Annotated in this window: 23 protein-coding genes and 1 tRNA gene; 18 read left to right on the plus strand and 6 right to left on the minus strand. The window is 63.1% G+C overall.

Features of this window, described 5'->3' with window-relative positions; all coding sequences use genetic code 11:
* Window positions 1-239: 239 nt before the first annotated feature.
* From purN to GO608_RS14740, 6 genes are read left to right on the plus strand one after another with little or no spacing between them, the layout of a single operon-like run.
* Window positions 240-923, plus strand: coding sequence for a phosphoribosylglycinamide formyltransferase (gene purN / locus GO608_RS14715; RefSeq protein ID WP_169197760.1), 684 nt, complete (start codon window positions 240-242; stop codon window positions 921-923).
* Window positions 905-1,876 carry a DUF3108 domain-containing protein gene (locus tag GO608_RS14720; protein ID WP_169197761.1) on the plus strand — a complete coding sequence of 324 codons (972 nt, stop codon included), beginning with the start codon at window positions 905-907 and terminating at the stop codon, window positions 1,874-1,876. Before purN ends, GO608_RS14720 begins: the two co-directional genes overlap by 19 nt.
* Window positions 1,877-1,889: 13 nt before the next feature.
* Complete coding sequence (locus GO608_RS14725; RefSeq protein WP_169197762.1) at window positions 1,890-3,173, plus strand: RsmB/NOP family class I SAM-dependent RNA methyltransferase; 1,284 nt, start codon at window positions 1,890-1,892, stop codon at window positions 3,171-3,173.
* Window positions 3,166-3,741 (plus strand): phospholipase D family nuclease, encoded by a 576-nt coding sequence (locus GO608_RS14730; RefSeq protein ID WP_169197763.1) that lies wholly within the window; start codon window positions 3,166-3,168, stop codon window positions 3,739-3,741. Before GO608_RS14725 ends, GO608_RS14730 begins: the two co-directional genes overlap by 8 nt.
* Before the next feature lie 2 nt (window positions 3,742-3,743).
* A complete protein-coding gene (locus GO608_RS14735; RefSeq protein WP_169197764.1) occupies window positions 3,744-5,156 on the plus strand; it encodes a mechanosensitive ion channel family protein in 1,413 nt (470 codons plus the stop codon).
* Window positions 5,157-5,170: 14 nt separating this feature from the next.
* On the plus strand, window positions 5,171-6,340 hold the full coding sequence (locus GO608_RS14740) for a DesA family fatty acid desaturase (RefSeq protein ID WP_169197765.1): 1,170 nt from the start codon (window positions 5,171-5,173) through the stop codon (window positions 6,338-6,340).
* Window positions 6,341-6,393: 53 nt separating this feature from the next.
* Here the strand turns inward: GO608_RS14740 and queD are convergent, their stop codons facing one another.
* Window positions 6,394-6,843 carry a 6-carboxytetrahydropterin synthase QueD gene (gene queD / locus GO608_RS14745; RefSeq protein ID WP_169197766.1) on the minus strand — a complete coding sequence of 150 codons (450 nt, stop codon included), beginning with the start codon at window positions 6,841-6,843 and terminating at the stop codon, window positions 6,394-6,396.
* Between the two features lie 96 nt (window positions 6,844-6,939).
* Here queD and GO608_RS14750 point away from each other — a divergent pair, with 96 nt between their 5' ends.
* Entirely contained in the window at window positions 6,940-7,794 is an 855-nt protein-coding gene (locus tag GO608_RS14750) for a radical SAM protein (RefSeq protein ID WP_169197767.1), read from the plus strand.
* A 23-nt stretch (window positions 7,795-7,817) separates the two neighbouring features.
* On the opposite strand, the gene GO608_RS14755 is transcribed toward GO608_RS14750, so the two are convergent.
* On the minus strand, window positions 7,818-8,120 hold the full coding sequence (locus tag GO608_RS14755) for a helix-turn-helix domain-containing protein (RefSeq protein WP_011236189.1): 303 nt from the start codon (window positions 8,118-8,120) through the stop codon (window positions 7,818-7,820).
* 255 nt (window positions 8,121-8,375) lie between these two features.
* On the opposite strand from GO608_RS14755, the gene GO608_RS14760 reads away from it, so the two are divergent.
* Both GO608_RS14760 and GO608_RS14765 read left to right on the plus strand, forming a co-directional pair.
* Window positions 8,376-9,599, plus strand: a complete 1,224-nt coding sequence (locus GO608_RS14760; RefSeq protein WP_169197768.1) for an aspartate kinase — start codon at window positions 8,376-8,378, stop codon at window positions 9,597-9,599.
* A 60-nt stretch (window positions 9,600-9,659) separates the two neighbouring features.
* Window positions 9,660-9,753 (plus strand) — tRNA-Ser (locus GO608_RS14765).
* Between the two features lie 241 nt (window positions 9,754-9,994).
* On the opposite strand, the gene GO608_RS14770 is transcribed toward GO608_RS14765, so the two are convergent.
* Entirely contained in the window at window positions 9,995-11,077 is a 1,083-nt protein-coding gene (locus GO608_RS14770; protein WP_169200628.1) for a type I restriction endonuclease, read from the minus strand.
* Between the two features lie 784 nt (window positions 11,078-11,861).
* Between GO608_RS14770 and GO608_RS14775 the strand changes: the two genes are divergently transcribed.
* The 6 genes from GO608_RS14775 (at window position 11,862) to GO608_RS14800 (ending at window position 16,669) form a co-directional block, all read left to right on the plus strand.
* Window positions 11,862-12,431, plus strand: coding sequence for a recombinase family protein (locus GO608_RS14775; RefSeq protein ID WP_169200627.1), 570 nt, complete (start codon window positions 11,862-11,864; stop codon window positions 12,429-12,431).
* Window positions 12,432-12,948: 517 nt separating this feature from the next.
* Window positions 12,949-14,508 carry an IS21 family transposase gene (gene istA, locus GO608_RS14780; RefSeq protein WP_169200634.1) on the plus strand — a complete coding sequence of 520 codons (1,560 nt, stop codon included), beginning with the start codon at window positions 12,949-12,951 and terminating at the stop codon, window positions 14,506-14,508.
* A 22-nt stretch (window positions 14,509-14,530) separates the two neighbouring features.
* Window positions 14,531-15,265, plus strand: a complete 735-nt coding sequence (gene istB / locus GO608_RS14785; protein WP_169200633.1) for an IS21-like element ISAzo4 family helper ATPase IstB — start codon at window positions 14,531-14,533, stop codon at window positions 15,263-15,265.
* A gap of 232 nt (window positions 15,266-15,497) precedes the next feature.
* Window positions 15,498-15,689, plus strand: coding sequence for a hypothetical protein (locus tag GO608_RS14790; protein WP_211159660.1), 192 nt, complete (start codon window positions 15,498-15,500; stop codon window positions 15,687-15,689).
* On the plus strand, window positions 15,679-15,888 hold the full coding sequence (locus tag GO608_RS14795; protein ID WP_169200655.1) for a hypothetical protein: 210 nt from the start codon (window positions 15,679-15,681) through the stop codon (window positions 15,886-15,888). Before GO608_RS14790 ends, GO608_RS14795 begins: the two co-directional genes overlap by 11 nt.
* The gene (locus GO608_RS14800) at window positions 15,866-16,669 is read left to right on the plus strand and encodes a hypothetical protein (RefSeq protein ID WP_169200656.1); all 804 of its coding nucleotides are present in this window, start codon (window positions 15,866-15,868) and stop codon (window positions 16,667-16,669) included. Before GO608_RS14795 ends, GO608_RS14800 begins: the two co-directional genes overlap by 23 nt.
* A gap of 143 nt (window positions 16,670-16,812) precedes the next feature.
* Here GO608_RS14800 and GO608_RS14805 read toward each other — a convergent pair whose 3' ends face one another.
* Together GO608_RS14805 and GO608_RS14810 are read right to left on the minus strand one after the other, a co-directional pair.
* Entirely contained in the window at window positions 16,813-18,078 is a 1,266-nt protein-coding gene (locus GO608_RS14805; protein WP_169200659.1) for an IS256-like element ISAzo34 family transposase, read from the minus strand.
* A gap of 257 nt (window positions 18,079-18,335) precedes the next feature.
* Window positions 18,336-19,619, minus strand: coding sequence for a tyrosine-type recombinase/integrase (locus GO608_RS14810; RefSeq protein WP_169198215.1), 1,284 nt, complete (start codon window positions 19,617-19,619; stop codon window positions 18,336-18,338).
* Window positions 19,620-19,992: 373 nt separating this feature from the next.
* Between GO608_RS14810 and GO608_RS14815 the strand changes: the two genes are divergently transcribed.
* Window positions 19,993-21,080 (plus strand): IS3 family transposase gene (locus GO608_RS14815; protein ID WP_169198214.1). Its coding sequence is split into 2 segments (ribosomal slippage): window positions 19,993-20,245 and window positions 20,245-21,080, totalling 1,089 coding nucleotides; the frame shifts between segments, so codons are not numbered across the junction.
* Window positions 21,081-21,141: 61 nt separating this feature from the next.
* On the opposite strand, the gene GO608_RS14820 is transcribed toward GO608_RS14815, so the two are convergent.
* Window positions 21,142-21,861 (minus strand): mechanosensitive ion channel family protein, encoded by a 720-nt coding sequence (locus GO608_RS14820; RefSeq protein WP_247003168.1) that lies wholly within the window; start codon window positions 21,859-21,861, stop codon window positions 21,142-21,144.
* A gap of 286 nt (window positions 21,862-22,147) precedes the next feature.
* Here GO608_RS14820 and GO608_RS14825 point away from each other — a divergent pair, with 286 nt between their 5' ends.
* Window positions 22,148-22,726 (plus strand): c-type cytochrome, encoded by a 579-nt coding sequence (locus GO608_RS14825; RefSeq protein WP_281505765.1) that lies wholly within the window; start codon window positions 22,148-22,150, stop codon window positions 22,724-22,726.
* Window positions 22,727-22,736: 10 nt separating this feature from the next.
* Complete coding sequence (locus tag GO608_RS14830) at window positions 22,737-23,663, plus strand: c-type cytochrome (RefSeq protein ID WP_169198212.1); 927 nt, start codon at window positions 22,737-22,739, stop codon at window positions 23,661-23,663.
* Window positions 23,664-23,849 lie beyond the last annotated feature (186 nt).

A 23,849-nucleotide genomic window follows, 5' to 3' on the forward strand; every position in this document is an offset into this window, starting at 1 on the left:
CGGGCGGCGGGAAGCTCGGAGAGCGACGATTATACGAGCCCGCGCGCCCGCATCGGCCGCTGGCGCCGGGATACCCATTTGCCCCGCCGGCCTGAAGCTTCGGCGGCCTTCCGGTATCATGCCGGCGAAGCTTCGGCCGCATCGTCCCGGCCGGCTTCGCGGCGCTGCAGCGCATGGGCCGCCGTTTTTCCCGCCGGCGCGTTCAAGGCGCGCCCGATTCAAACCTCAAGAATCCACCTATGAAGTCGATCGTCATTCTCGTTTCCGGCCGCGGCAGCAACATGGAAGCCATCGTGCGTGCCGCCATCCCCGGTGCGACCATCAGCGCGGTGATCAGCAACCGGCCGGACGCGAAGGGGCTGGAGTTCGCCGCTTCCCGCGGCATCGCGACGGCCGTCGTCGATCATAAGGCGTTCGCGACGCGCGAAGCGTTCGACAAGGCGCTGGCCGAAGCGATCGACGTGCACCGGCCGGACCTGGTCGTTCTCGCCGGCTTCATGCGCGTGCTGAGCGACGATTTCGTGCGGCATTACGAAGGCCGCCTGCTCAACATCCATCCGTCGCTGCTGCCCGCATTCCCGGGCCTGCACACCCATCGGCGCGCGCTCGACGCGGGCATCCGCATCCATGGCGCGACGGTGCATTTCGTCACCGCGGCGCTCGATTGCGGCCCAGTGGTGATCCAGGCGGCCGTGCCGGTGCTGTCCGGCGACGACGAGGAAACTCTCGCCGCGCGGGTGCTGGCGCAGGAACACCGCATCTATCCGCAGGCCGTGCGCTGGTTCGTCGAAGGCCGCCTGGCGCTTTCCCCCGCGGGCAGGGTGTCGGTGCAGGGCGAAGCACGGCCCGACGCCGGGTGGACCGTCCCGGCGCTCGAAGCGGCGCCGATCACCGCGAGCGGAGCATGCGGCACCGGCTCCTGATCGCCGCGATCGGCGTATCCCTGGCGGTCCATGTCGCGCTGGCCGGCGCGGCTGAAACTCTCGTCGCGCCGGCGCAGTCCGCCGTCCGGCTGCAGCCGGTGGCCGCGCCTTCGGCAGCACCCGGTCAGCCCGCTGCCGTGCCGCACGGCGATCCGCGCAAGCCGGGCGTCGCTGCGTGGCCTGCGCACGGCAGCATCCGCTATCGCGTGATGTACGGGGAAGGCGGCTTCGAAGTCGGCGAGGCGGTGCACGACTGGACGCACGACGACAAGCGCTACCGCATGAGCGTGACGGTCAAGACCACCGGCGTCATGGGTCTGCTGCGCTCGCTGCAGTACGAGCAGCGCAGCGAGGGGAGGATCGGCCCGAAAGGGCTCGTCCCCGAGCAGTTCCGCGTCGAGCAGTCGGGCAAGAAGCCCGAGACGGCGGAGTTCGACTGGAACACCGCGCAGGTGACGATGCGACGCGGCAGCCGCACTCGTACCGCGCCCGTCGAGCGCGGCGACCAGGACCTGCTGAGCCTGTGGCACCAGATCGGCCTGACCGAGACCGCTGCCCTGCCGGATCAACTCCAGGTCGTCAGCGGCAAGTCGGCGACGCCTTCGGTGCTCGAGCGGGTCGGCGCCGAACGGCTGGTGCTGCCGATCGGCAGGCTCGACACACAACGCCTGCGCACTCGGGCGCTGAACGGGAAACTCTCGATCGACGTGTGGCTGGCGCCGGAATACGGCACGTTGCCGGTGCGCATCCGCATCACCGACGACAAGGGCGACGTGCTCGATCAGCAGGCGGTGGAAGTGCGCCTGGCGCCGGCGGGCAAGCCCGCCGCGAAGCCTGTTGGTCCCGGCGATGGCAAAGGCGCTTCGTCCGGGCCGATCGGGACGCTTGCCGCAGTGCAGGAAAAGATCGAATTGCGGGCGGACGATCGCGCCGCCGCATCCAACCACCAGTGAGAACCGATTGACGATGTCCAAACACGACGAGGCTGCCTCGCGCAGCCTGCTGATCCATGCCGCCCGCGTTCTCGGGACGGTGCTCACTTTCGAACACCCGGCTGACGTGGTGCTGTCGCGCTACTTCCGCGAGAACCGCGAAATCGGGCACCGCGACCGCGGCTTCATCGCCGAAGCGGTGTATGGCATCGTGCGCCGCCTGCGTTGGCTGCGCCGGCTGGTAGGCGAGGATGTGCGGCCGCGCACGCTGCTGCTCGCGTGGCTCGCGCGCGGCGAAGGCTGGCCGATGCGCCATTTCGAAGGGCTTGCATCGGCGACCGAGCGCGACTGGATCTCCGGCATCAAGGCACGCGAACTCGACGAAGGCTCGTTCGCCGAGCGCGCCGACCTGCCCGACTGGCTCGCCGAGCGGCTGCTCGCCACGCACGGCGAAGCGGAGGTGCTCGAACTCGCGCACAGCCTGAACCGCCCGGCGCCGCTCGACCTGCGCGTCAACGTGCTGAAGGCCGATCGCGGCGAAGTGCTCGAAAAGCTGAAGTTCGCCGGCATCGAGGCGAAGCCGTGTCCGTTGTCGCCGCACGGCATCCGCCTCGGCGCCAAGCCCGCGCTGCAGAAGCATCCGCTGTTTCTCGAAGGCGCGTTCGAAGTGCAGGACGAAGGCAGCCAGCTGCTCGGCTTCCTCGTGCAGCCCAAGCGTGGCGAGCTGGTCGTCGATTTCTGCGCCGGCGCCGGCGGCAAGACGCTGCAGCTCGGGGCGCTGATGCGCTCGACCGGCCGGCTGTACGCGTTCGACGTGTCGGAGAAGCGGCTCGCGAAGCTCAAGCCGCGCGTCGCGCGCGCCGGCCTGTCGAACGTGCATCCGGTGCTGATCGCGCACGAGCGCGACGCGAAGGTCAAGCGCCTCGCCGGCAAGGCCGACCGGGTGTTCGTCGATGCGCCGTGCAGCGGCCTCGGCACCTTGCGCCGCAACCCGGACCTGAAATGGCGTCAGACGCCGGAATCGGTCGCGGAAATGATCGCGAAGCAGGGCGCGATCCTGGAATCGGCGGCGCGCCTCGTAAAGCCGGCAGGGCGGCTCGTCTATGCGACCTGCAGCCTGCTCGTCGAGGAAAACGATGCCGTCGTCGACGCATTCCTCGCGGCGCACCCGGAGTTCCGCGAGGTCGACGCGACCGAGGTGCTGAAGAAGCAGGGCATCGCGCTCGACACCGGGGCACGCCTGCGCCTGTCGCCGCGCAAGCACGATACCGACGGCTTCTTCGCCGCGGTGCTGGAGCGGGCGCCGGCCGATGCGTGACCCTCTGTGCCGTGTGTTGCTGGTGCTCGTCGCGCTCGCGGCACCGGCGCTCGCGTTCGCGTCCGGCGGGCGCACGCTACCGGCGCGCGGTTCGATCGAAGTCGTGTTCTCGCCTGAGGACGGCGGCGAGGAGGCGCTGCTGCGCGTCATCGGCGCGGCGCGCGAAACGCTGCATATGCAGGCATACGTATTCACCAGTCGTCCGATCGCCGATGCGCTCGTTAAGGCTCACCGGCGCGGCGTGCATGTCCAGGTGCTCGCCGATGCCCAGATGAACCGGCGCGGCAAAGGCAATGCGCTGCCGAGCCTCCTCGAGGCCGGCGTGCCGGTCGCGCTGGAGACGCGTTACGCCGCGGCCCACAACAAGGTGCTGATCGCCGACGGGGGCGGACCGTCGTGCGTGGTCGCGACCGGTTCGTACAATTTCACATGGTCGGCGAACAAGCGCAATGCCGAAAACTTGCTCGTGCTGCGTGACAACTGTCCGCTCGCCGCTGCCTATCTCGACAACTGGCGTCGCCATCGCGAGGACGCGACGCCGGTCACCCGTCTGCCCTGGAAGCCCTGAACGTGCGTGATGACTCGCAGTTTGCACTGCTGCTGACCGAAACCTGGCGTGATCTGCAAAGCCCTGCCGTGCTGTGGCAGCTTGCGGCGCTCGCCGGCTGCCTGCTGCTCGCATGGCTGTTCGCGCGCTCGACGCTGCTGCGGGTCGCGGCCAACAACCACGCCGACACCCCGGCTTACCGATTCGGGCGCAGCGGATTGCGCCGCGTGCTGTTTCCGCTTGCGGCGCTGGTGCTGGTCATCGGCGCGCGTGCCGTGCTGGACGAGTTTCACAACGTGAGCCTGCTCAATGTCGCGGTGCCGTTGCTGATCTCGCTCGCGCTGATCCGCCTCGTCATGTTCGCGGTGCGGCAGGCCGTCGGCCGATCGAGCTGGATCGCGAGTTTCGAGCGGATCTTCGCCGCCGTCGCGTGGTCGGTCGTCGCGCTGCACATCGTCGGCTGGCTGCCGCAGGTCATTGGCGGGCTGGACTCCGTTTCGTTCACGCTCGGCAGCCAGCGGCTTTCGCTGTGGACCCTGCTGCAGGGCATCGCGATGGTGCTGTTGACGCTGCTCGTTGCGCTCTGGGCAGCCGGGCTGCTGGAGCGTCGCTTGGCGACCACGGCGGGCCTCGACGAGAACGTGCGCATTGTGATGCTGCGCGTCGCGAAGGCGGCGCTGGTGCTGGTGGCAGTGCTCGTCGCGCTGCCGATGGTCGGCATCGACCTGACGACGCTGTCGGTGTTCGGCGGCGCGCTCGGTGTCGGTCTCGGCTTCGGCCTGCAGAAGATCGCTGCGAACTATGTTTCCGGCTTCATCATCCTGCTCGACCGCTCGCTGCGAATCGGCAACATGATCAGCGTCGGCGCCGAGCGCGGCATCGTCACGCAGATCAACACCCGATACACCGTCATCCGTGCGCCCAGCGGCGTCGAATCGCTGGTGCCGAACGAGGTGCTGGTCGGTTCGGTGGTGCAGAACGAAACGTACACCGACACCCGGGTGGCGGTGCCGCTGAACTTTCAGGTGAGTTACGGTTCTGACGTCGAGCGTGCAATGGCAATCCTCGTGGAGATTGCCCAGGCTCAGCCCCGAGTGCTCGACCAACCGGCTCCGAACGCCTTTCTGGTGGGATTTGCCGACAGCGGAATCAATTTGCGCTTGGGACTGTGGATTGCTGACCCCCAGGAAGGCACGCTCGGCGTGAGTTCGGACATCAACCTCACGGTGTGGCAGCGCTTCCGCGCGGAAGGAATCGAGTTTCCGTTCCCGCAACGCGAAGTGCGGCTGCTGTCGCCGCTGCCTTCGGTCGTTTTTTCGGAAACGGGCAAGATTTCGGGTGCAAACCATGCGATCGACGACGCGACTCGCGGGGACAAGGCGGCAAGATCGCGCGCAGCACTCCTCCGCGATGATTCGGAGGACATCGACATCTAAGGAACGGGTTCCACATGCTTGCAGGACTTATCGATCTTCCGTGGTGGGGTTACATTCTCGTCGCGCTGGGACTCACTCACGTGACCATTGCCTCGGTGACGATCTTCCTGCACCGGCATCAGGCGCACCGTGCGCTCGAACTTCACCCGATCGCGAGTCATTTCTTTCGCGCCTGGCTGTGGCTCACGACCGGCATGGTGACGAAGGAATGGGCCGCCGTGCACCGCAAGCACCACGCCAAGTGCGAAACCGCCGACGACCCGCACAGCCCGCAAGTGCTGGGGATTCGGAAGGTCCTGTTCCAGGGCGCGGAACTCTATCGTGCCGAAGCGGGCAACAAGGAAACTCTCGCCCGCTACGGCCACGGCACGCCGGACGACTGGCTCGAACGCCATGTCTACCGGCATTCGATCGTCGGCGTCTCAATCATGCTGATCGCGGACCTCGTGCTGTTCGGCCCGCTCGGGCTGACGATCTGGGCGGTGCAGATGATGTGGATACCGATCTGGGCAGCCGGCGTCGTTAACGGACTCGGGCATTACGTCGGCTATCGCAACTTCGCTTGCAGCGATGCGGCGACGAATCTCGTGCCGTGGGGCATCCTCATCGGCGGCGAGGAGCTGCACAACAATCATCACAGTTTCGCGACTTCGGCCAAGCTTTCGGCGAAGTGGTACGAGTTCGACATCGGCTGGATGTATATCCGCGTGCTCGCGCTGCTCGGCCTCGCGAAAGTGCGGAAGGTCATTCCGTCGCCGAAGTTCGGCGAGGCCAAGAATGTTCCCGACCTCGACACGCTGCAGGCGATCATCACACACCGCTACGACGTGATGACCCGCTATGTCGCATCGCTCAAGCGCCTCTGCGGCGACGAGATCGAGCGGCTCGCCGCGACCCACGGCCGGAACTTCAACCCGCGGGCGCTGCGCCGCTGGGTGCTGTCGGGAGAGGACAGAAATCTCGCGCCGGACGACCGGCGCGCGCTCGAGCTCGCGCTTGTCGACAGCGCAGCATTATCGACGATCGCCTCGATGCGGCGGGATCTCGTCGCGATCTGGGCGCGTTCGACGGCTTCCCGCGAGCAGTTGCTCACGCAGTTGCACGACTGGATCGCGCGCGCCGAGCAGAGCGGCATCGCGCAATTGCAGGAATTTTCGTTCCGCTTGCGCCAGTACACCGCCTGATTTCCGATGCCCGGCACACCGGCCGATCGGGCATCGCGGGAACCGGAAAGGGCTCACTCGCCAGGGCGCAGCGCGTCGGCCCAGCAGTTGGGGGTTTCATAAAGGCGGACGCGTTCGAGTCGCAGGTGATTGCCGTAGAGGTCGCGATAGCACGAGTCGAGGATGCGGAACGCTTCGCTGGCGAGGTTTTCAGCGGTCGGCACGGTGTCGAGCACGACCGTTTTGTGGGCCGGCATCGTCGCGAGGAAATCGACGACGGCGCTGTCGCCGCGGTATACGAGGAATGCGTGATCCCAGCGGTCGACGACGTGCGTCTTGGCGATCAGCTTGACGTCGCCGAAATCCATCACCATGCCGTTGACGGCTTCGCCTGCGGCATTAATGATATCGCCCGACAGCGTGATCTCGATCGCGTAGCGATGGCCGTGCAGGTGGCGGCACTGGCTGGCGTGATCGGGAATCCGGTGGCCGGCATCGAATTCCAGTCGGCGAGTGATGCGCATGATTGATCCCGGGGAAAACAGGCCCGAATTATAGCCGCTTCCCGACGCTCTTCCCGGCGCGCCCTTTGGCACCTTTTCATTCACCGGCTTCGACCCATGACGGCACGCGACCAGACCCTTTCCATACGCAACCATGACCGCGACCTGGCCGGGCTGACCTATGTTTACCCGGTGCTGTCGCGGCGCGCTGGCGGGGTTTCCGTCGGCATCAACCTCAATCCGAACAGCGCCTGCAACTGGCATTGCGCGTATTGCCAAGTGCCCGGTCTCGTGCGGGGGCGGGCGCCCGAGATCGACCTGTCGCTGCTCGAAGCCGAACTGTCGGGTTTCCTCCATGCGCTGGTCGAAGGCGATTACCTCGAGCGCCATGTCCCGGAAGGCCTGCGCGTCGTGCGCGACATCGCGTTCTCCGGCAATGGCGAGCCGACCAGCGCGGCCGCATTCCCGGAAGCGGTGTCGCTCGTCGTGCGGTTGCGCGACGCCGTCGGTCTCGGTCGAGAGGGGCCGCTGCGCCTGATCACGAACGGCAGCCTGGTCGGGCAGGCGAGGGTGAGAGAAGGACTAAGGCTTCTTGGCGAGGCGGGCGGAGAAGTCTGGTTCAAGGTCGATGCGGGAACGCAGGCGTCGATCGAGCGCATCAACGGCGTGTCGCTCGACCCCGACGTCGTGGCGCGCAACCTGGCGGTCAGCGCCGGCTTGTGCACGACGTGGGTCCAGACCTGCATGTTCCGCTGGGATGGCGCTTCACCGTCGGGTGACGATATCGATGCTTATATCGAGTTGCTTATGCGCGCCGGGCCGGAACGTCTTGCCGGCGTGCTGCTATATGGAATCGCGCGGCCGTCGATGCAGCCCGAGGCCGTGCATCTGGCGCCGCTCGATGAGGCCGAGCTCGAGGCGATCGCGGCGAAGGTGCGAAAAAAAGGGCTGATGGTTCGCATCAGCCCCTGATCCGGCGGGAAGTGACGATCGGGTCAGCGCGTCGTGCGTTCCTTGCGCTTGGCACGCGCTTCCTTCTTTAGCGACTTGTACAGCTCGGGGTTCGACGTCTTCAGGAATTCCGCGACTTCCACGTCTTCCTTCTTGACCTTGTTGATGTCGATCTGCTCGATATGCACGAGGCGCAGCAGGGCCTGCACGGGGCGCGGAATGTTGCGTCCGCTCTCGTAGCGCGAGCCGCCGCTCTGCGTGACCCCGATTTTCGACCAGAACTGCGATTGGTTCAGACCCAGCTTGCGCCGAATCTCGCGAACGTCGATGGTGTCGGTGTTTTTCATGCTCACATCCTCTGTAGGGTATCCAGCCCGCTTATAAGACAAGGCGGTACGTAGCCGAGTTCCTACGACTTAAGTTGTAGGGTAGCCGAAGTATAGATCACTATTCTTTCCACATACAATGAAAAAAACCGGCGCATCCGAACCTAGTCAAAATCAATAAATCGTGCGATCGGGAGGTGGCACGACGCCGGCCTGCAAATTTTCGCCGCATTCGATAGAATTCCTCCCTTTATCCACAGGCACTTGGATACGACGATGGCACTGATAGTTCAGAAATACGGCGGCACTTCCGTGGGTAACCCGGAGCGCATCAAGAACGTCGCCCGCAAAGTGGCGAAATTCCAGGCGCAGGGGCACAAGGTCGTGGTGGTGGTGTCGGCGATGAGCGGCGAGACGAACCGTCTGATCGCGCTGACCAAGGAGGTCGCGACGCACCCCGATGCCCGCGAACTCGACGTCGTCGTATCGACCGGCGAGCAGGTCACGATCGGCCTGCTGTGCATGGCCCTGCACGACATCGGCGTCAAGGCGAAGAGCTATACCGGCGGCCAGGTCCGCATCCTCACCGACAGCGCCCACACCAAGGCACGGATCCTCAATATCGACGAAGCTCCGATCAAGAAGGACCTGGACGAAGGCAATATCGTCGTCGTTGCGGGTTTCCAGGGCGTGGACGAGCACGGCAACATCACGACGCTCGGCCGCGGCGGTTCGGATACCACCGGCGTGGCGCTCGCTGCCGCGCTGAAGGCCGACGAGTGCCAGATCTACACCGACGTCGATGGCGTCTATACGACCGACCCGCGCGTCGTCCCGGAAGCCCGCAAGCTCGACACGATCACCTTCGAGGAAATGCTCGAACTCGCGAGCCTCGGCTCGAAGGTCCTGCAGATCCGCTCGGTCGAATTCGCCGGCAAGTACAAGGTCAAGTTGCGCGTCCTGTCGAGCTTCCAGGAGGAAGGCGAGGGCACGCTCATCACAGTTGAGGAAGATCAGAACATGGAACAACCCGTCATCTCCGGCATCGCCTTCACGCGCGACGAGGCCAAGCTCACGGTGCTCGGTGTGCCCGACAAGCCCGGCATCGCGTACCAGATCCTCGGTCCGGTCGCCGACGCCAACATCGACGTCGACATGATCATCCAGAACATCGGCCATGACGGCACGACGGACTTCTCGTTCACGATCCCGCGCGGCGAGCTCGACAAGACAGTCAAGGTGCTCGAAACCGTCAGGGCCCACATCGGCGCCCGCGCGATCGAGGCCGACAAGACGATGGCCAAGGTGTCGGTCGTCGGCGTCGGCATGCGCTCGCATCCGGGCGTCGCATCGAAAATGTTCCGTACGCTCGCCGAAGAGGGCATCAACATCCAGATGATCTCGACGTCCGAGATCAAGATCTCGGTGGTCATCGAGGAGAAGTACCTCGAACTCGCCGTGCGCGTGCTGCACAAGGCTTTCGGTCTCGAATCCGCCTGAATTGCTGCCGAAGTTTGACCGGTGGCCGCAGAATCGTTATGATCACGGCCTCTAAAGGTTGGAGAGTTGGCCGAGAGGTCGAAGGCACTCCCCTGCTAAGGGAGCATGCGGGCTAAAACTCGCATCGAGGGTTCGAATCCCTCACTCTCCGCCAGTACCACGTTAGGGCCACATTTTCTAGTCGAAACAAAGACTTAGAGAATGTGGCTCTTCCCTTATATACCACATCCTCTTACCACCTCCCCGGTGGTAGCCCGGTTATGAGTAGTTGTCCGCTTCGTCGGGACCGGGATTCCTGCCTATCGGTCCGCATCATGGATGCTTCGACGAACCTCCGCGAGGTTGCGGGGGTAGGGCGGGGACATCATTTTCGACCGCCCCTCGCCCACCCTCGCCTAAGCGTAATAGGCGGCTGCCGTCTTCAACTGCTCGGAAAACTGATAGATGTCGTCGAGGCAGCTTACTGGGTGCCGGGTCTCATTCTTCGCCTCATCGAACAGCCCCAGGTACTTCTGGCTGCGGTTGAAGTGCAGCCGACAGATCGGTTTCCGGTTGTTGTCGTCCGCCAAGACCCCGCAGTAACTCTGTGTGTCGCGCATTACGATTCGCTTCGCGTCTAGTACCGAGCGAACAATCGCCTTGACGATGTGGAACCCTTCGAGTTCTTCCAGCGTGGTAGCTACCTTGTCCGCATCGTTAGGCGCGGTCTCCTTGCTGGTTTCTTCCGGGGTATGCGTCTGAGTCGGTGTGCCCGCCACCGCTCCGGTGCTGATGGCGGACTTGAGCCGCTCGTTCACTTGATCGCTCAGGAACTGAACGGTGGCCTTCCGGGTGAGGATAGCGAACTGTTCACGCACCTTCTGGGTGATCGCACCTTCGTACACGCGGGCGGCGACGAACCGAATGAAGTCGTCCTCCGGCGAAGTGAACTGGGAGCCGATGAGCTTTTTGATCTGGCTGACGTACTTCAGCTCCCCCGCAGCACTGAGGATCGACTCGACGTCGAAGGCAGACTTGGTCAGCTTGAGAAGTTCAGGGACCGAGTGTTCATCGATGTCGAGAAGGTCCAGCTCAAGGAACGGCTTCTCGTCCATCTTGTTGGGCGCGTCAAGATCCGTGAAGAACTTGTAAACCTGTCCGTTCGTGAGGATTGAGATTCTCGCGCTCGTGACATGGAAGTACCGGAACAACTGTCCCGCATGACTGATGTTCAGCGGCTCGCCGATCTTCTTGCACTCGACAAGTATCTGGATCTCGCCGTTCTTCAGGATCGCATAGTCGATCTTCTCGCCCTTCTTCGTGCCCACGTCGCACACGTACTCGGGAATCACTTCGGTCGGGTCGAAGACGTCGTATCCGAGTACCGAACTGATGAAGGGCATCACGAAGGCGTTCTTGGTGGCCTCCTCTGTTTGGATCGCGCTGGCTTGCTGGCGGATCTTCTCGGCAAGTCCCTTCAGCTTATCAATAAATTCCATGGCTCCCTCGTTGGCCGGTCAAACTGGCCTATCGTATTTCCATACTTGCAAGGAATGCAACAGGAGGTAACCGGCGCTGATGCGAGCGTAAGCGGAGGATGAACTCGTTCACCTTTCCAGCTGCCGCATGCTCTGAAGCAGCTATGCCTGTGCGATGCTGCTGATTTCAGAGAGTGACGATCACGGCGGGATTGGAGTCACGTGGCGGGAAGGGCCGCTAGTCCTCATCGAAGCGAAGGTGAAACTTCCGACGGTTGGAGAGCTGATGCGGCAACTTCAGTTATACCGAACTGCCTTCCGGGGAAAGTTGGTCGTGGTCTCCCCTGATGACGCATACGTGGACTTGCTGCGGGAGCAGGACGTAACGTTCATCAAGTGCGAGATGTGAGAAGGGACCGTCAATAGTTTCACCGCAAATTTCTCTGAGGTCTCCTGACTTCGGCAGGCTGCAAGAGTCCCCCGTGGTCCCCTTCGGCCTCTACAGCGGTCAGAGCCTCATGTCATCCGATGACACACAGACTTCTCCACTGAAGCACTGCCCCCTGTCGATGATGAGCTGTCGTGCCTCTCCACAGTTGCGTATCTCAGGTCACTACAGGGGTGGTAACACCTACCCACCGACGACCGAGCGAGACCGGCGATAGCGGACATGAGAGTTGGATCAGAAGGTACGCCCTGTGAGCCATTCTGCAGCGATCCCCTGCGGTATGGATCATTGCTGTTGATTTTGTTCTGATCCATCTTTACACTCTGATCCATACCATTTGAGCCAGAGGAGCAGAGCATGTCCGCCACCATCGCCTACGTCCGAGTCAGCACTGACGATCAGACCACGGAGAACCAGAGAAGGGCCATAGAAGCCCGCTACAAGGTTGCGAAATGGTTCAGTGACGATGGGATGTCCGGTGCGATTCCAGCCGGCCAGCGTCCTGCTATGGCCTCCCTGCTGGCCTATGTCCGGGAGGGGGATACGGTTGTTGTTGTTGCCATTGATCGGCTAGGAAGGAACACGATTGATGTTCTATCCACTGTGGAAGCTCTGAAGGCGAAAGGCGTGTCCGTGGTGTCCATGCGGGAAGGGTTCGACCTTGCGACCCCTGCTGGGAAACTGATGCTCACCATGCTTGCCGCTGTGGCGGAACTGGAGCGGGAGAACATCAAGGCACGGCAGATGGCAGGGATAGAGCGGAGCCGGGCAGAAGGGAAAAACCTTGGACGGGAGAAAGTGATCGATGATGCTGCGGTGGCTCGGTGGCGTCTGGAGAACGAAGCCAGCATCAAGGCCACCGCGGAACACTTCGGGATTTCTACGGCATCGGTGAAGCGAGCGTGTGCTGCTGTAATCCCGGGGTAGTCGGGAGGCGATAGTCAAGCGGCTGAGTTGGATGGGAAGCAAAAGGGGCGGTCTTCGGATCGCCCTTTTTCTTTTCAGTACAGCGAAACGAGCAGTTCGCTTTGTCCGATCAGGCTATGCGAACGACGTAATCAGCGGACGGGATGGTTTTGCACGATCCCTGCAAGATCGCCGACGTTCGTCAAAAGAGCCACCAGAGAAGAGAAAGCGGGATTTTGTCAGCACGTTTTTCGCGACACGTTCCGTTTGTCCCTTCTCTTCTCGGCGTCCGCCGGGGAGGTGACTGCGGATTCCGACCCAACGTGACCGGTGAATCCGAAATAGTGTGACCGGTGATTCCGCGGGTCGTGACCGCGGATTCCGATTTGATCGTGACCGATTTCGGCCAGTTGTCGGAATGGGCGGTCACGATGTCGGAATCAATGGTCACGATCAAATCGGAACGGGTTTGTGAGGCCAAGCGTGGCAACGTCGTTTGTCAGGCCGGCTACCCTCGCGTGCTTTGCGCGGAGACGGGATGCCGGCGGAGCGGATTGCCATGCACAAGATCAGGGAGCTGTTACGGCTCAAATACGACTGCGCGCTGTCGCACGAGCGCATTGCCCGCGCGCTGTCGATTTCAAAGGGGGTGGTCGCCAAGTATGTGAAGGCGGCCGAGGAGTGCGGCCGGCCATGGGCCGAATTGTCCGCGGCCGACGAGGCGCAGCTGCGCGGGTGGCTCGGAGGGACGATGCGCCCGCGCGGGGCGACGGCGGGCTACGTGCCGCCGGATCTGGCGGCGGTGCATCAGGGGCTCAAGCGAAAGAACGTCACGCTGGCGTTGCTGTGGGAAGAGTACGTGCAGACGGCCGACGGGCCGAGCTATCAGTACTCGCGCTTTTGCGACCTGTACCGCGCGTTCGCCCGCACGCTCAAGCGCTCGATGCGCCAAGTGCACCGCGCCGGCGAGAAACTCTTCATCGATTACGCGGGCCACACGGTGCCGATCGTCGACGCCGACACGGGCGAGATTTCGCGCGCGCAGATCTTCGTCGCGGTGCTCGGCGCCTCGAGCTATACGTTCGCCTGCGCCACGGCGACGCAGTCGCAGGCCGACTGGCTGGGCTCGCTCGCCCGGGCGCTGGCCTTCATCGGCGGCGTGCCCGAGCTCGTCGTGCCCGACAATACGCGCTCGCTCATCGGTCAAGCCGACCGGTATGAGCCGCAACTGCAGCGCACCACCGCCGAGTTCGCCGCGCACTACGGCGTGGCGATCCTGCCCGCGCGCCCTTACAAGCCGCAGGACAAAGCCAAGGTCGAAGTCGGCGTGCAGATCGTGCAGCGCTGGATTCTGGCGCGGCTGCGTCACCGGCGCTTTTTCTCGCTGGGGGAGTTGAACGAGGCGATCGCCGCGTTACTCGAGCCGCTGAACACGCGTGCCTTCCGGCGCCTGCCAGGCTCGCGCCACGAAGCGTTCGAGACGCTCGATCGGCCGGCGCTGCGCCCGTTGCCCGCCACCGCGTTCCAGTTCGCCCAGTGGAAACGGGCCAAGCCCAACATCGACTACCACGTCGAGTTCGACGGGCATTACTACAGCGTGCCGTATGCGCTCGCCGGCCAACCGGTGGAGTTGCGCCTCACCGCGAGCAGCATCGAATGCTTTGCCGCAGGCCGTCGCGTTGCGGTGCATGCGAGAAGCCACCGGCACGGGGCTTTCACCACGCTCACCGAACACATGCCCGCATCGCATCAGGCGCACCGCCAGTGGTCCCCGGGCAAACTCATCGGCTGGGGCGCCACGGTCGGACCTCACACCGAGCAGGTGGTCAGCCACCAACTCGAACGCATGCCGCACCCCGAGCAGGGCTACCGGGCATGCCTCGGGCTGATGCGCCTCGGTCGTCAATACGGCAACGAACGCCTCGAAGCCGCGGCGACCCGCGCCGTCACCCTCGGGGCGATGCGTTACCGCAACGTCGCCTCGATCCTCAAGAGCGGGCTCGACCGCGCGCCGCTGCCCGCATCCACTGCGCAGCAAAGCGAGCTTGCGCTACCGGCCGCTCACGAGAACCTGCGCGGTGCGCGCTACTACCACTGATTCCACCCACCGGAGAACATCGATGCTGATGCAACACAGCCTGCAACAACTGCGCACCCTGCGCCTGGAAGGCATGGCCCGCGCCTTCGAGGAGCAGCTCACCCAGCCCGCCATCACCGCGCTCAGCTTCGAGGAGCGTTTCGCCCAGCTCATCGATCGCGAGATTCTGCTGCGCGACGGCAAACGCATCGAGCGGCTGCTCAAGGCCGCCCGCATCAAAGCCGCTGCCGCGTGCCTGGAGGACGTCGACTACCGCGCCGGGCGCGGCCTCGAGCGCAGCCAGATCGCCGCGCTCGGCACCGGTCAATGGATTCGTCACCACCAGAACTGCCTCATCACGGGCCCCACCGGCAGCGGCAAGACGTGGCTCGCCTGCGCGCTCGCCAACGCGGCGTGCCGGCAGGGCCTCGCGGCCTACTACGTGCGTCTGCCGCGGCTCTTCGAGGAGCTGCGCATCGCGCATGCCGACGGCAGCTTCAGCCGACGCCTCATGCAGCTCGCGCGCATGGATCTCATCGTCATCGACGATTGGGGCCTGGCCGCGCCGTCGGCTCAGGAGCGAAGCGACCTGCTGGAGCTGCTCGACGACCGGGTCGGCACGCGTTCGACCGTGATCACCAGCCAGCTGCCGATCGAGCACTGGCACACCTACTTGGGCGACCCGACCTTCGCCGATGCCATTCTCGATCGCGTCGTGCACGCCGCGCACAAGCTCGCCCTCAAGGGCGAGTCGATGAGAAGAAAGGAAAAGGCATGAGGCCGTGCGCGCGAGACGCCTTACCCACAGGCGCCCGCCCGCCAGCGTATGAGGCGCGCTGGCGGGCGCCTGTGGATAAGCCTGCATCAGCCCTCGAATCGAGCATCATCGTGACCGACGCGGTTAGAATCTGAACACCACGCTTCGCGCGCAGACCCCACCGGTCACGTTCGTCGGTGCAGGCGGTCACGTTCGTCGGAATGCGCAGGTGACCAACTTGAAGGAAGCATCCATGCAGTATGAAGACCTCGTAAGCCTCACCCAGAAACAACTCGAACTTATTGGCTCACTCACCGACACCGTAAGACGGCTAGCCGATATGCAGGAAGAACTTCGGTGGCGGGTCAGGTTCCTCGAAAGTGCTCTGGAAGAGTTCAGCTGCGACCTTGGCGACCCGCTGGAGGATACCGACCATGCAGCATGAGAAGGCAGTTTTCCGGCAGTTCGCCTTGCCGGTGTCGGTGTTCGACCACCTGAAGCAGTTCCAGCGAGCCTACGAGGCCCGGCACGGGGTTCGTCTCACGAACAACGAAGTCCTGAGCATCATCGTGAAGCAGCACCAGAGCATGACCGCCAACGTAGAGGGAGCAGTTCCCAGCCATGACCGTAGCGAACGTCACTGAACAGCACGCGCAGTTCTTCGGACGACTAATCGAGGAGAGCCAGCAGAGACAGCCGATGGAGGTTCCCGGGGACATTCTCCCTGTGAAGGACATTCAGATTCGCGAGAGCGTGTTCCAGCACAGGGAGCGCGGCAGCGGGCAGTCTCTGTACCACGAAGCCGAACTGACAAAGGCGCTACAAGGCCTCCGCAGTGATGAGGACTTGGAGCCGATTACGGTTTGGTGGTCTGGGGCAGCGTGGTACTGCATTGACGGTCATCATCGACTGAAGGCGTACCGGAGCGCTCGTCCTGATCGTCACGTTCCCGCCAAGGCGTTTGAAGGGACGCTCACAGAAGCGTATGCGGAAGCCCTGCGAGCGAACTCTCGTACCAAGCTTCCGATGACCCCCCGGGAGCGGAGGGAAGCAGCATGGCGGCTGGTAATGCTGGGGATCGGGACCAAGAAGGAGCAGCGTCTCAATGCAGGTGTCAGCGATGGACTGATAGCGACAATGCGCCGGGTCCGTACGTCGCTCAAAGACGCGAAGCCTTCAGAGCCACTGCCGGCGTCTTGGTGGCAGGCCCAGTGTGCTGCGAAGGGACTGGAGGCACAGCCTTACACCGAGGAAATGCACGACGAGAAGGTGACCGAGATCGTGGAGAAACTGGCGAAGACCTTCGGGCGGACTCTCTCGAACAAGCCGCACATGTTCTGGGATGCCCTTGAGCGATATGACCTGAATCTCTTCAAGCAGATGTGGCAGATGCCCAAAGAAGAAGGCCGGTGGGATGATGACTAATCCCAGCCCCTGACGAAGTGTTTAGCCCCGCCTCTGTGGTGGGGTATTTTTTTCGTCATCATCCTGAGACCCACTTATGGAGGCAGGGGATGACCGCAGAGCTAAAGTCAATTCTGGTGTATGGACCCGTCCGGCATGGCTGATCAGGCGGCGAGCCGCTGCTGTTCGTGCTCTTCGTCTTTCACGGGTTCGCCGTCCTTGAAGACGACGCCGCCCATCAGTTCGGCAATGCGCTCAACGCCGCGAATCCGCCGCCAGGATTTCTCGGCTTCCTGCACGAGCTTGAAGGCGAGACCGAGGAAGCTCGAGCGCGACACGCAGTTCTTCGTGCGGGTAGTGCGGTGACGCACGGTGGCGAAAGTCGACTCGATCGGGTTGGTCGTGCGCAGGTGAATCCAGTGCTCGGCCGGGAAGTCGTAGAAGGCGAGCAGCGCGTCGCGATCCCTGACGAGCTTGTCGGCCGCCTTCGGGTACTTCGCCTGGTAGCTCTCGACGAAGCGCTCGAAGGCGCTCACGGCCGCGGCGCGCGTCGGGGCCATCCAGATCTCGTGGAGCTGCGCCTTCGCCTTGGCCTGCAGGCTCTTGGGCAGCGCGTTGAGCACGTTGGCGCTCTTGTGCACCCAGCAGCGCTGCCGGCGGGTTTCGGGGTAGAGCTCGTCGAGCGCCCCCCAGAAGCCCAGCGCCCCGTCGCCTACTGCCAGGCGCGGACCGACTTCGAGGCCACGAGCCTTGAGGTCGCGCAGCAACTCGAGCCAGGACGCCTTCGATTCGCGGTGCCCGTCGCCGATCGTGACCAGTTCCTTGGTGCCGTCGAGCCGCACGCCGATGACGACCAGCAGACACTGGCGGGCATCGTCCTCGCCGCGCAGGCTGGTGTGCACGCCGTCGGCCCACCAATAGACGTAGCGGCTGCCGGACAAATCCCGCTTCATCCAGCCGGCGTAGTCGCTCGCCCACTCGGCCTTCAGGCGGCTCACCACGTTGGGGGAGAGGCCCTTGGCCTCATCGCCGAGCAGCACGGTGAGCGCCTCGCGCATGTCGCCCGTCGAGATGCCCTTCAGGTACAGCCACGGCAACGCCGCCGACACCCGCGCCGAGCGGCGAACATACGGCGGCACCAAGGCGGAATTGAACTTCACCCCAGCGCCCGAGCGGTCACGCACCTTGGGTACCCGCACCTCGACGTTGCCGACCGCCGTGAGCACCTCGCGTGCCGGCAGGTAGCCATTTCTGACCACCGCTCGGCTCCCGCCCAGCATCCGCACGTTCTCGTACTCGGCCAACAACTGCTGCACCTCCACTTCAATCGCCCGCTCGATGAGATCCCGCGCGCCGCGCCGGATCAGCTCCTCCAGCGACAGCCCCACTTCCGATTGCTCAACCGACTGCTCACTCGTATCCTTCTTCAAGGCGCGCCTCCGTGGTTGCTGAAAATTTGGTCTCGACAACTCAATTCTCAGCAGAGGCACGCCGCCTCATCAAGCCCTTCTATCAGGATCTGGTCATACACCAGTCTTGACTATATCTCATGACCGCAGAGACTGAGGAGCACTTGAGGCGGCGGACTGCGGACGGGGTTGAGGGGTCTGCGGTGGTCCCCTGTGCAACCATAAGGCGGGATTTCTGCATATCTGGGTGTGCAAAATGCACAGGGGTGTGCAGTTCGCTAGGAGGTGGCATTGCTGGTGCCCAGAGGGTACCGAATGCGCTCGATGGCCTCCCGCATCACTTCCAGCGACGCTCCGCCCGAGTACAGACCGTAGGTAATCCGTGGCTTGTCGTGCCCGACGATATCCGCCGTGAGGTTCTCCGATACGCCCGCGTTCTCCAACATGGTCACAACGGTCTTCCTGATCGAGTGGAAGACTTGCTGCTCCCCGTAGCCGAGTTCATCCTTCAGTCTCCCGAACCGCTTTCCGATTGCGTTGGATCGGTCACCGTATTTGTTGAACGTCAGGCCCGATAGCAGGTAGCCGTCATCGCTTCCAGTCTCCGGATTCGCCTTCCGCGTCTTCTTCAGTCTCTCGACAGTCTCGACCAAGGCTGAGTGGATCGGGACAGTTCGGTTACCCGCTTCGGTCTTTGCATCAGTGATACGGAGGTAATCCGCTCCAACGTCAGCCAACTTGAGGGAACACAGTTCCTCGATCCGTGCCCCGGTGTAGGCACCGAGGAGGATCAAGTCGGCTAGAGGCTGATCGTTCTTGGTGGCTTCAGCGTGGAGTCGCACCACGTCGGATGGATGGAATGGTATCCAGCCCTTCTTGGTCCCGTTGCGCTTGGAAACCTTGGCGAAGGAGGGGACCACGAACGGCGTGTCTTCGTCTTCAGGGACTTCCTGAGTCTCCTGCAGGTAACGCCAGAAGTTCCGGCAGAAGCCGACGATACGGGTGATGGAGGAGGGAGAGAGCGGCTTATCGCCTTTGCTCAAACCGTCGAGCCACTCACGAACGGACTTCCTGTTGATCCCCTCGATGGTCGGGAACTGCTGAACCATCCGGCCTACGTCCTTCACCATCTGATCAACGGTCTTCGCTGCTAAATGCTGCTGGCTCGCTTTCCATTCGGGGATGATCTGTGACAAGGGACGATACTGACCGATGGCGATGGATACGAAAGCTCTGGCAGCAGCGAGACCCTTGGAAGGCTCTACAACCTCCTCAGCATGCTCCAGCATCAAGCTATGAACTACTTCGGGGTCAGGGTTGTGTTGAAGCTCCCGGCGCCATACCAAGGCTTCCTCGATGAAGGGGTCCGAAGCTCCTCCCCGAGCTTGAGTAATCTCAGTCTTCCATCGGGCAACCAGAACTGATGCTCGACTCTCAGCAGTAGCCTTGTGGGATGTCTTCAAGGTCTGGAAGAACTTCGACTTCCCGAGCTTCTCGCGGACATCTGAAGGTACGTGGAGAGTGGCATACCAAGTGTTGTTTCGACGTTCGATGTTGGGCATCGCGGGAGGCTCTGAAGGAGTGGCGGAGAGGTGATATTACCATATCAAGTTACCACCTGTTCTTACCACATCATACGGTCTATAAGCCTATAACTGGCGTGTTTACTGGGCTTTCATGCCTTCGTGCGGAGTGTCCCTCACTCTCCGCCACTGCATCAGGAATCAAGCGCCTTTCGAGGCGCTTTTTTCTTGCACCCAGCATCCAGAACCACAAAGAAAAACGCTTCTATCAGGGGCACCGCCTTTGCCGATGCCACTCGACGGCCCGCTCGCCGATCAACGGAGAAAAACAGCGGTTAGTGCCCTGGTAATCCCCCCGCCAGATAAGGGCCGTCAGAAGTAGAATTTTCTCGAAGTGAGGGAGTTCTACAAGATGAAGAAATCGAGGTTTTCGGACAGCCAGATCATCGAGGCACTCAAGCGCGTGGAGGGCGGGCTGTCGGTGCCGGAGCTATGCCGGGAGTTGGGCATCAGCTCGGCGACGTTCTATAAGTGGCGGGCGAAATTCGGCGGCATGGATACCTCCATGATGGCCCGGATGAAGGAGCTGGAAGCCCAGAATGCCCGGCTGAAGAAGATGTACGCCGAAGAGCGACTGAAGGCGGACATCCTCAAGGAGGCGATGGCAAAAAAGTAACGCGGCCATCTCGTAGGCGTGAGATGGCCAAGGAAGTGGTTGCGCGACGCGGCATCCCGATCCGCTTGGCCTGCGATATCTTCCAAGTGAGCGAAACCTGCTATCGCTACGAGGCCAAGCGAAACAGCGAGAACCAGGAAATCGCCGACTGGCTGATGAGGCTGACCGACAACCATCGCAACTGGGGCTTCGGGTTGTGCTACCTGTATCTGCGCAACGTGAAGGGCTTCGCCTGGAACCATAAACGGATCTATCGAATTTACCGGGAGCTCGAACTCAATCTGCGGATCAAACCCCGCAAGCGGCTCGTCAGGGAGAAGCCGGAAGCGTTGGCGGTGCCGACAGCGATCAACCAAGTCTGGTCGATGGATTTCATGCATGATCAGCTCGAAGACGGTCGCTGCTTGCGCCTGTTCAACGTGATCGACGACTTCAATCGCGAAGCCTTGGGCATCGAGATCGACTTCTCGTTGCCAGCCGAGCGCGTGATTCGGGCTCTGGAGCAGATCATCGAGTGGCGCGGCAAACCCGTGGCGATTCGTTGCGACAACGGCCCGGAGAACATCAGTGGCCTGGTTCAGCGCTGGGCCGAGCAGCGGCAGATCCGGATGGATTACATTCAGCCGGGAAAGCCCGCGCAGAACGCTTACGTCGAGCGCTTCAACCGCACGGTGCGTTACGAGTGGCTATCGCAGTATTACTGGTCGGACCTCGACGAGGTCCAGCTCTTCGCCACGCAGTGGATGTACAACTACAATCACGACCGCCCAAACATGGCCTTGGGCGGCATCACTCCAAAACAGCGGCTGGCTATGGCCGCGTAGCTCTACTTCCGAGCGCCCCTAAATCCGGGGGGATTACCCCCTGGGATGAAGCATGGCGCAATCATCTCGACCCCGATTCCCGCCCCCAGCAGCGAATGGTGCGCTGGAAGAAGAGGCTGTTCGGCACTCGCAGCACCGTTTCGGCCTGCTCGGCGGAGGTCTCTTGCAATGTCGTGTAGATCAGGTTGATATCGATCACGCGGCCTTTGAGTCCGGGTTTTTCGCCGTTTTCCAACAGCTCGATCTCATCGAAGAGGCGAAACGGCCGGACGGTGAGGATCAGCAGCGTGCAGAAGATGTTCGACAGCACGCTCCACGCGGCGAAGAAGGCCACCGCTGCGACGGCGGCGAATCCGGTCAGGGCGGTCCACAGGACGGTGGCCGATACGCCGAGGCGGTCGAGGATCAGCAGCAGCGCGCCGGAGTAGATGAGGAACGTGCTCCCCCTGCGTGCGCCGATGACCATTTCCGCCGGCAGGCTGTAGCGCTCGCCGATCCGCCGGATCAGGCGTTTCACCAGCATGCGCAGCGCGCCGGCGCCGACGAAGATCAGAATGATCTGCAGGCCGAGGGTGATCGTTGCGAGCCAGGGAAGGGCCCATTCGGGAAGAATCTGTGTCATCGGCGTCGGAAGGATCTGAACTTGCGGCAGGAGCCCGCGCCGCGAGGCGCAGATTGTAGTCGACCGGCTCGGCGGGCAGCCGCGCGGCGACGGGCAACAGGATTGAAGCCACTGCGCTCGCAAGAACAAGCCCATGCTCGGCCTGACCGCGCGGCGCAAGGAACTCGTCATCATGGTCGAGCGGATGCTGCTCGATGCAGCGCGACAATCAGCATGGGCCGCAGCGACCGGGAATAATGCTGTGGGCCGCGGCGGAGATATTCGCCCGACTAACCTTTCCCGCTGTAAGGATCCGCATGCCGCGACTATGCGGCGGCGCGAGGGCACTTTTCGGTGACAGCGGTTGTCGGTGAAGTGACGGCCGTCATGGCTCGATCGGAACTGCGCGGAGGCGTTCATGATTCTCAGATACGGGCCTATTGCCGGGATTTTCCTCGTTTGCGCGGTGCACGCGCAGGCTCCGGCCGACGTCTACAGTCGTGGCGGCGCAAATCCCGCAGCCGTTGCATGTGCAAGCTGCCACGGCGCGCAGGGAGAGGGTATGGAAGCCGGCGGCTTTCCGCGGCTCGCGGGCTTGCCCGCCGACTACATCAAGAAACAGCTCGCCGACTTTGCTTCCGGCGCTCGGGCGAATCCGATCATGCAGCCGATTGCTTCGGCGCTGACACGCGAAGAGATCGATACGCTCGCCGCGATGCTCACCGCCCAGGCTTATCCCGAGGTGGCACCGGTCGGCAAGGGGGCCGAGGTGCAGGAGCTGGGAGAAACGCTGGCGCTGCGCGGCGCGTGGGATCGCAACATCCCGGAATGCGTGGCCTGCCACGGGCCGGGCGGACGAGGGGTGGGCGAAGTCTTTCCGCCGCTCGCCGGCCAGCCCGCGCAGTACCTCGCCGCCCAGCTGATAGCTTGGCAACAGGGCACGCGCACGAACGATCCGAACGATCTCATGGGTCATATCGGGCGCAGCCTGACAGCAGACGAGATCGAGGCGGTGTCGAAATACTTCGCGGGCCTGAAGAAATAGGAGCGCAGACATGAAGATATCGTGTACGGCAGTGCTGCTCAGCGCCTTCGGCTTTGCCTCCTTCGCGGCTCAGGGGGCCGAAATCGCGGAAGACCAGTCGCAGATTCTCACTCGCCCGGACTCACCCGCGAGCGGGCGCTATTTCAGGCCGCCGTTGGAAAGGGAAATCCCGGACAACGCTTTTGGCAAGCTGGTGCAAGAAGGGCGCGCGATCTTCGTCGATACGAAGAACCGCGCGCCGGAGTACGTCGGCAACGGGCTCAGCTGCGGCAACTGCCACCTCGAACAGGGGCGAAGGGCGAACTCCGCGCCGCTGTGGGCCGCCTACACGATGTACCCGGCGTATCGCAAGAAAAACGACAGGGTCAACAGCTACACCGAGCGCCTGCAAGGCTGTTTCCAGTTCAGCATGAACGGCAAGGCGCCCGAAGCCGAAAGCCGCGTCATCGCTGCGCTTACTGCATATTCGTACTGGCTCGCGATGGGGGCCCCGACCGGACAGGAGCTGCCCGGCCGCGCCTATCCCGAAGTGCCGCCGCCGGCAGGCGGCTTCGATCTCGCGAAGGGCGAGCGGATCTACGCGGACCAGTGCGCGATATGCCATGGCGCCGATGGCGAGGGGCAAAAAGCGGGCGAAAACTACGTATTCCCCCCGCTGTGGGGGGCGGACTCGTTCAACTGGGGAGCCGGGATGCACCGGATCAATACTGCCGCGGCGTTCATCAAGGAGAACATGCCGCTGGGCAAGGGGGGCACGCTGTCGGACGAGGACGCCTGGCATGTCGCGGCGTTCATGAACAGTCACGAGCGGCCGCAGGACCCCAGGCTGATCGACGGGTCGGTCGAAAAGACGCGCGACAAGTACCACGCGAACGACGGCGTGAACCTGTACGGTATGGTCGTCAACGGCAGGATGCTGGGCCAGGGCGTGGAATGATGCTCAGGTCTTTCGGTTCCAGCGTCGCGAATCGATGCCGGGTGGCGCTCGAAGCGCCAACCGCCGATGATGGTCGCCGGGTCACCCGGGCAGAACCGGTTTGTCCTTTACCCCGGAACGCTTTCGCCCCGGGCATCGAGCGGTAAAGTCGAGCATAATGTTCGAAATATCGACACAGTTGACTCG

Source organism: Aromatoleum buckelii, from assembly GCF_012910785.2.
Taxonomy (GTDB): Bacteria; Pseudomonadota; Gammaproteobacteria; order Burkholderiales; family Rhodocyclaceae; genus Aromatoleum; species Aromatoleum buckelii.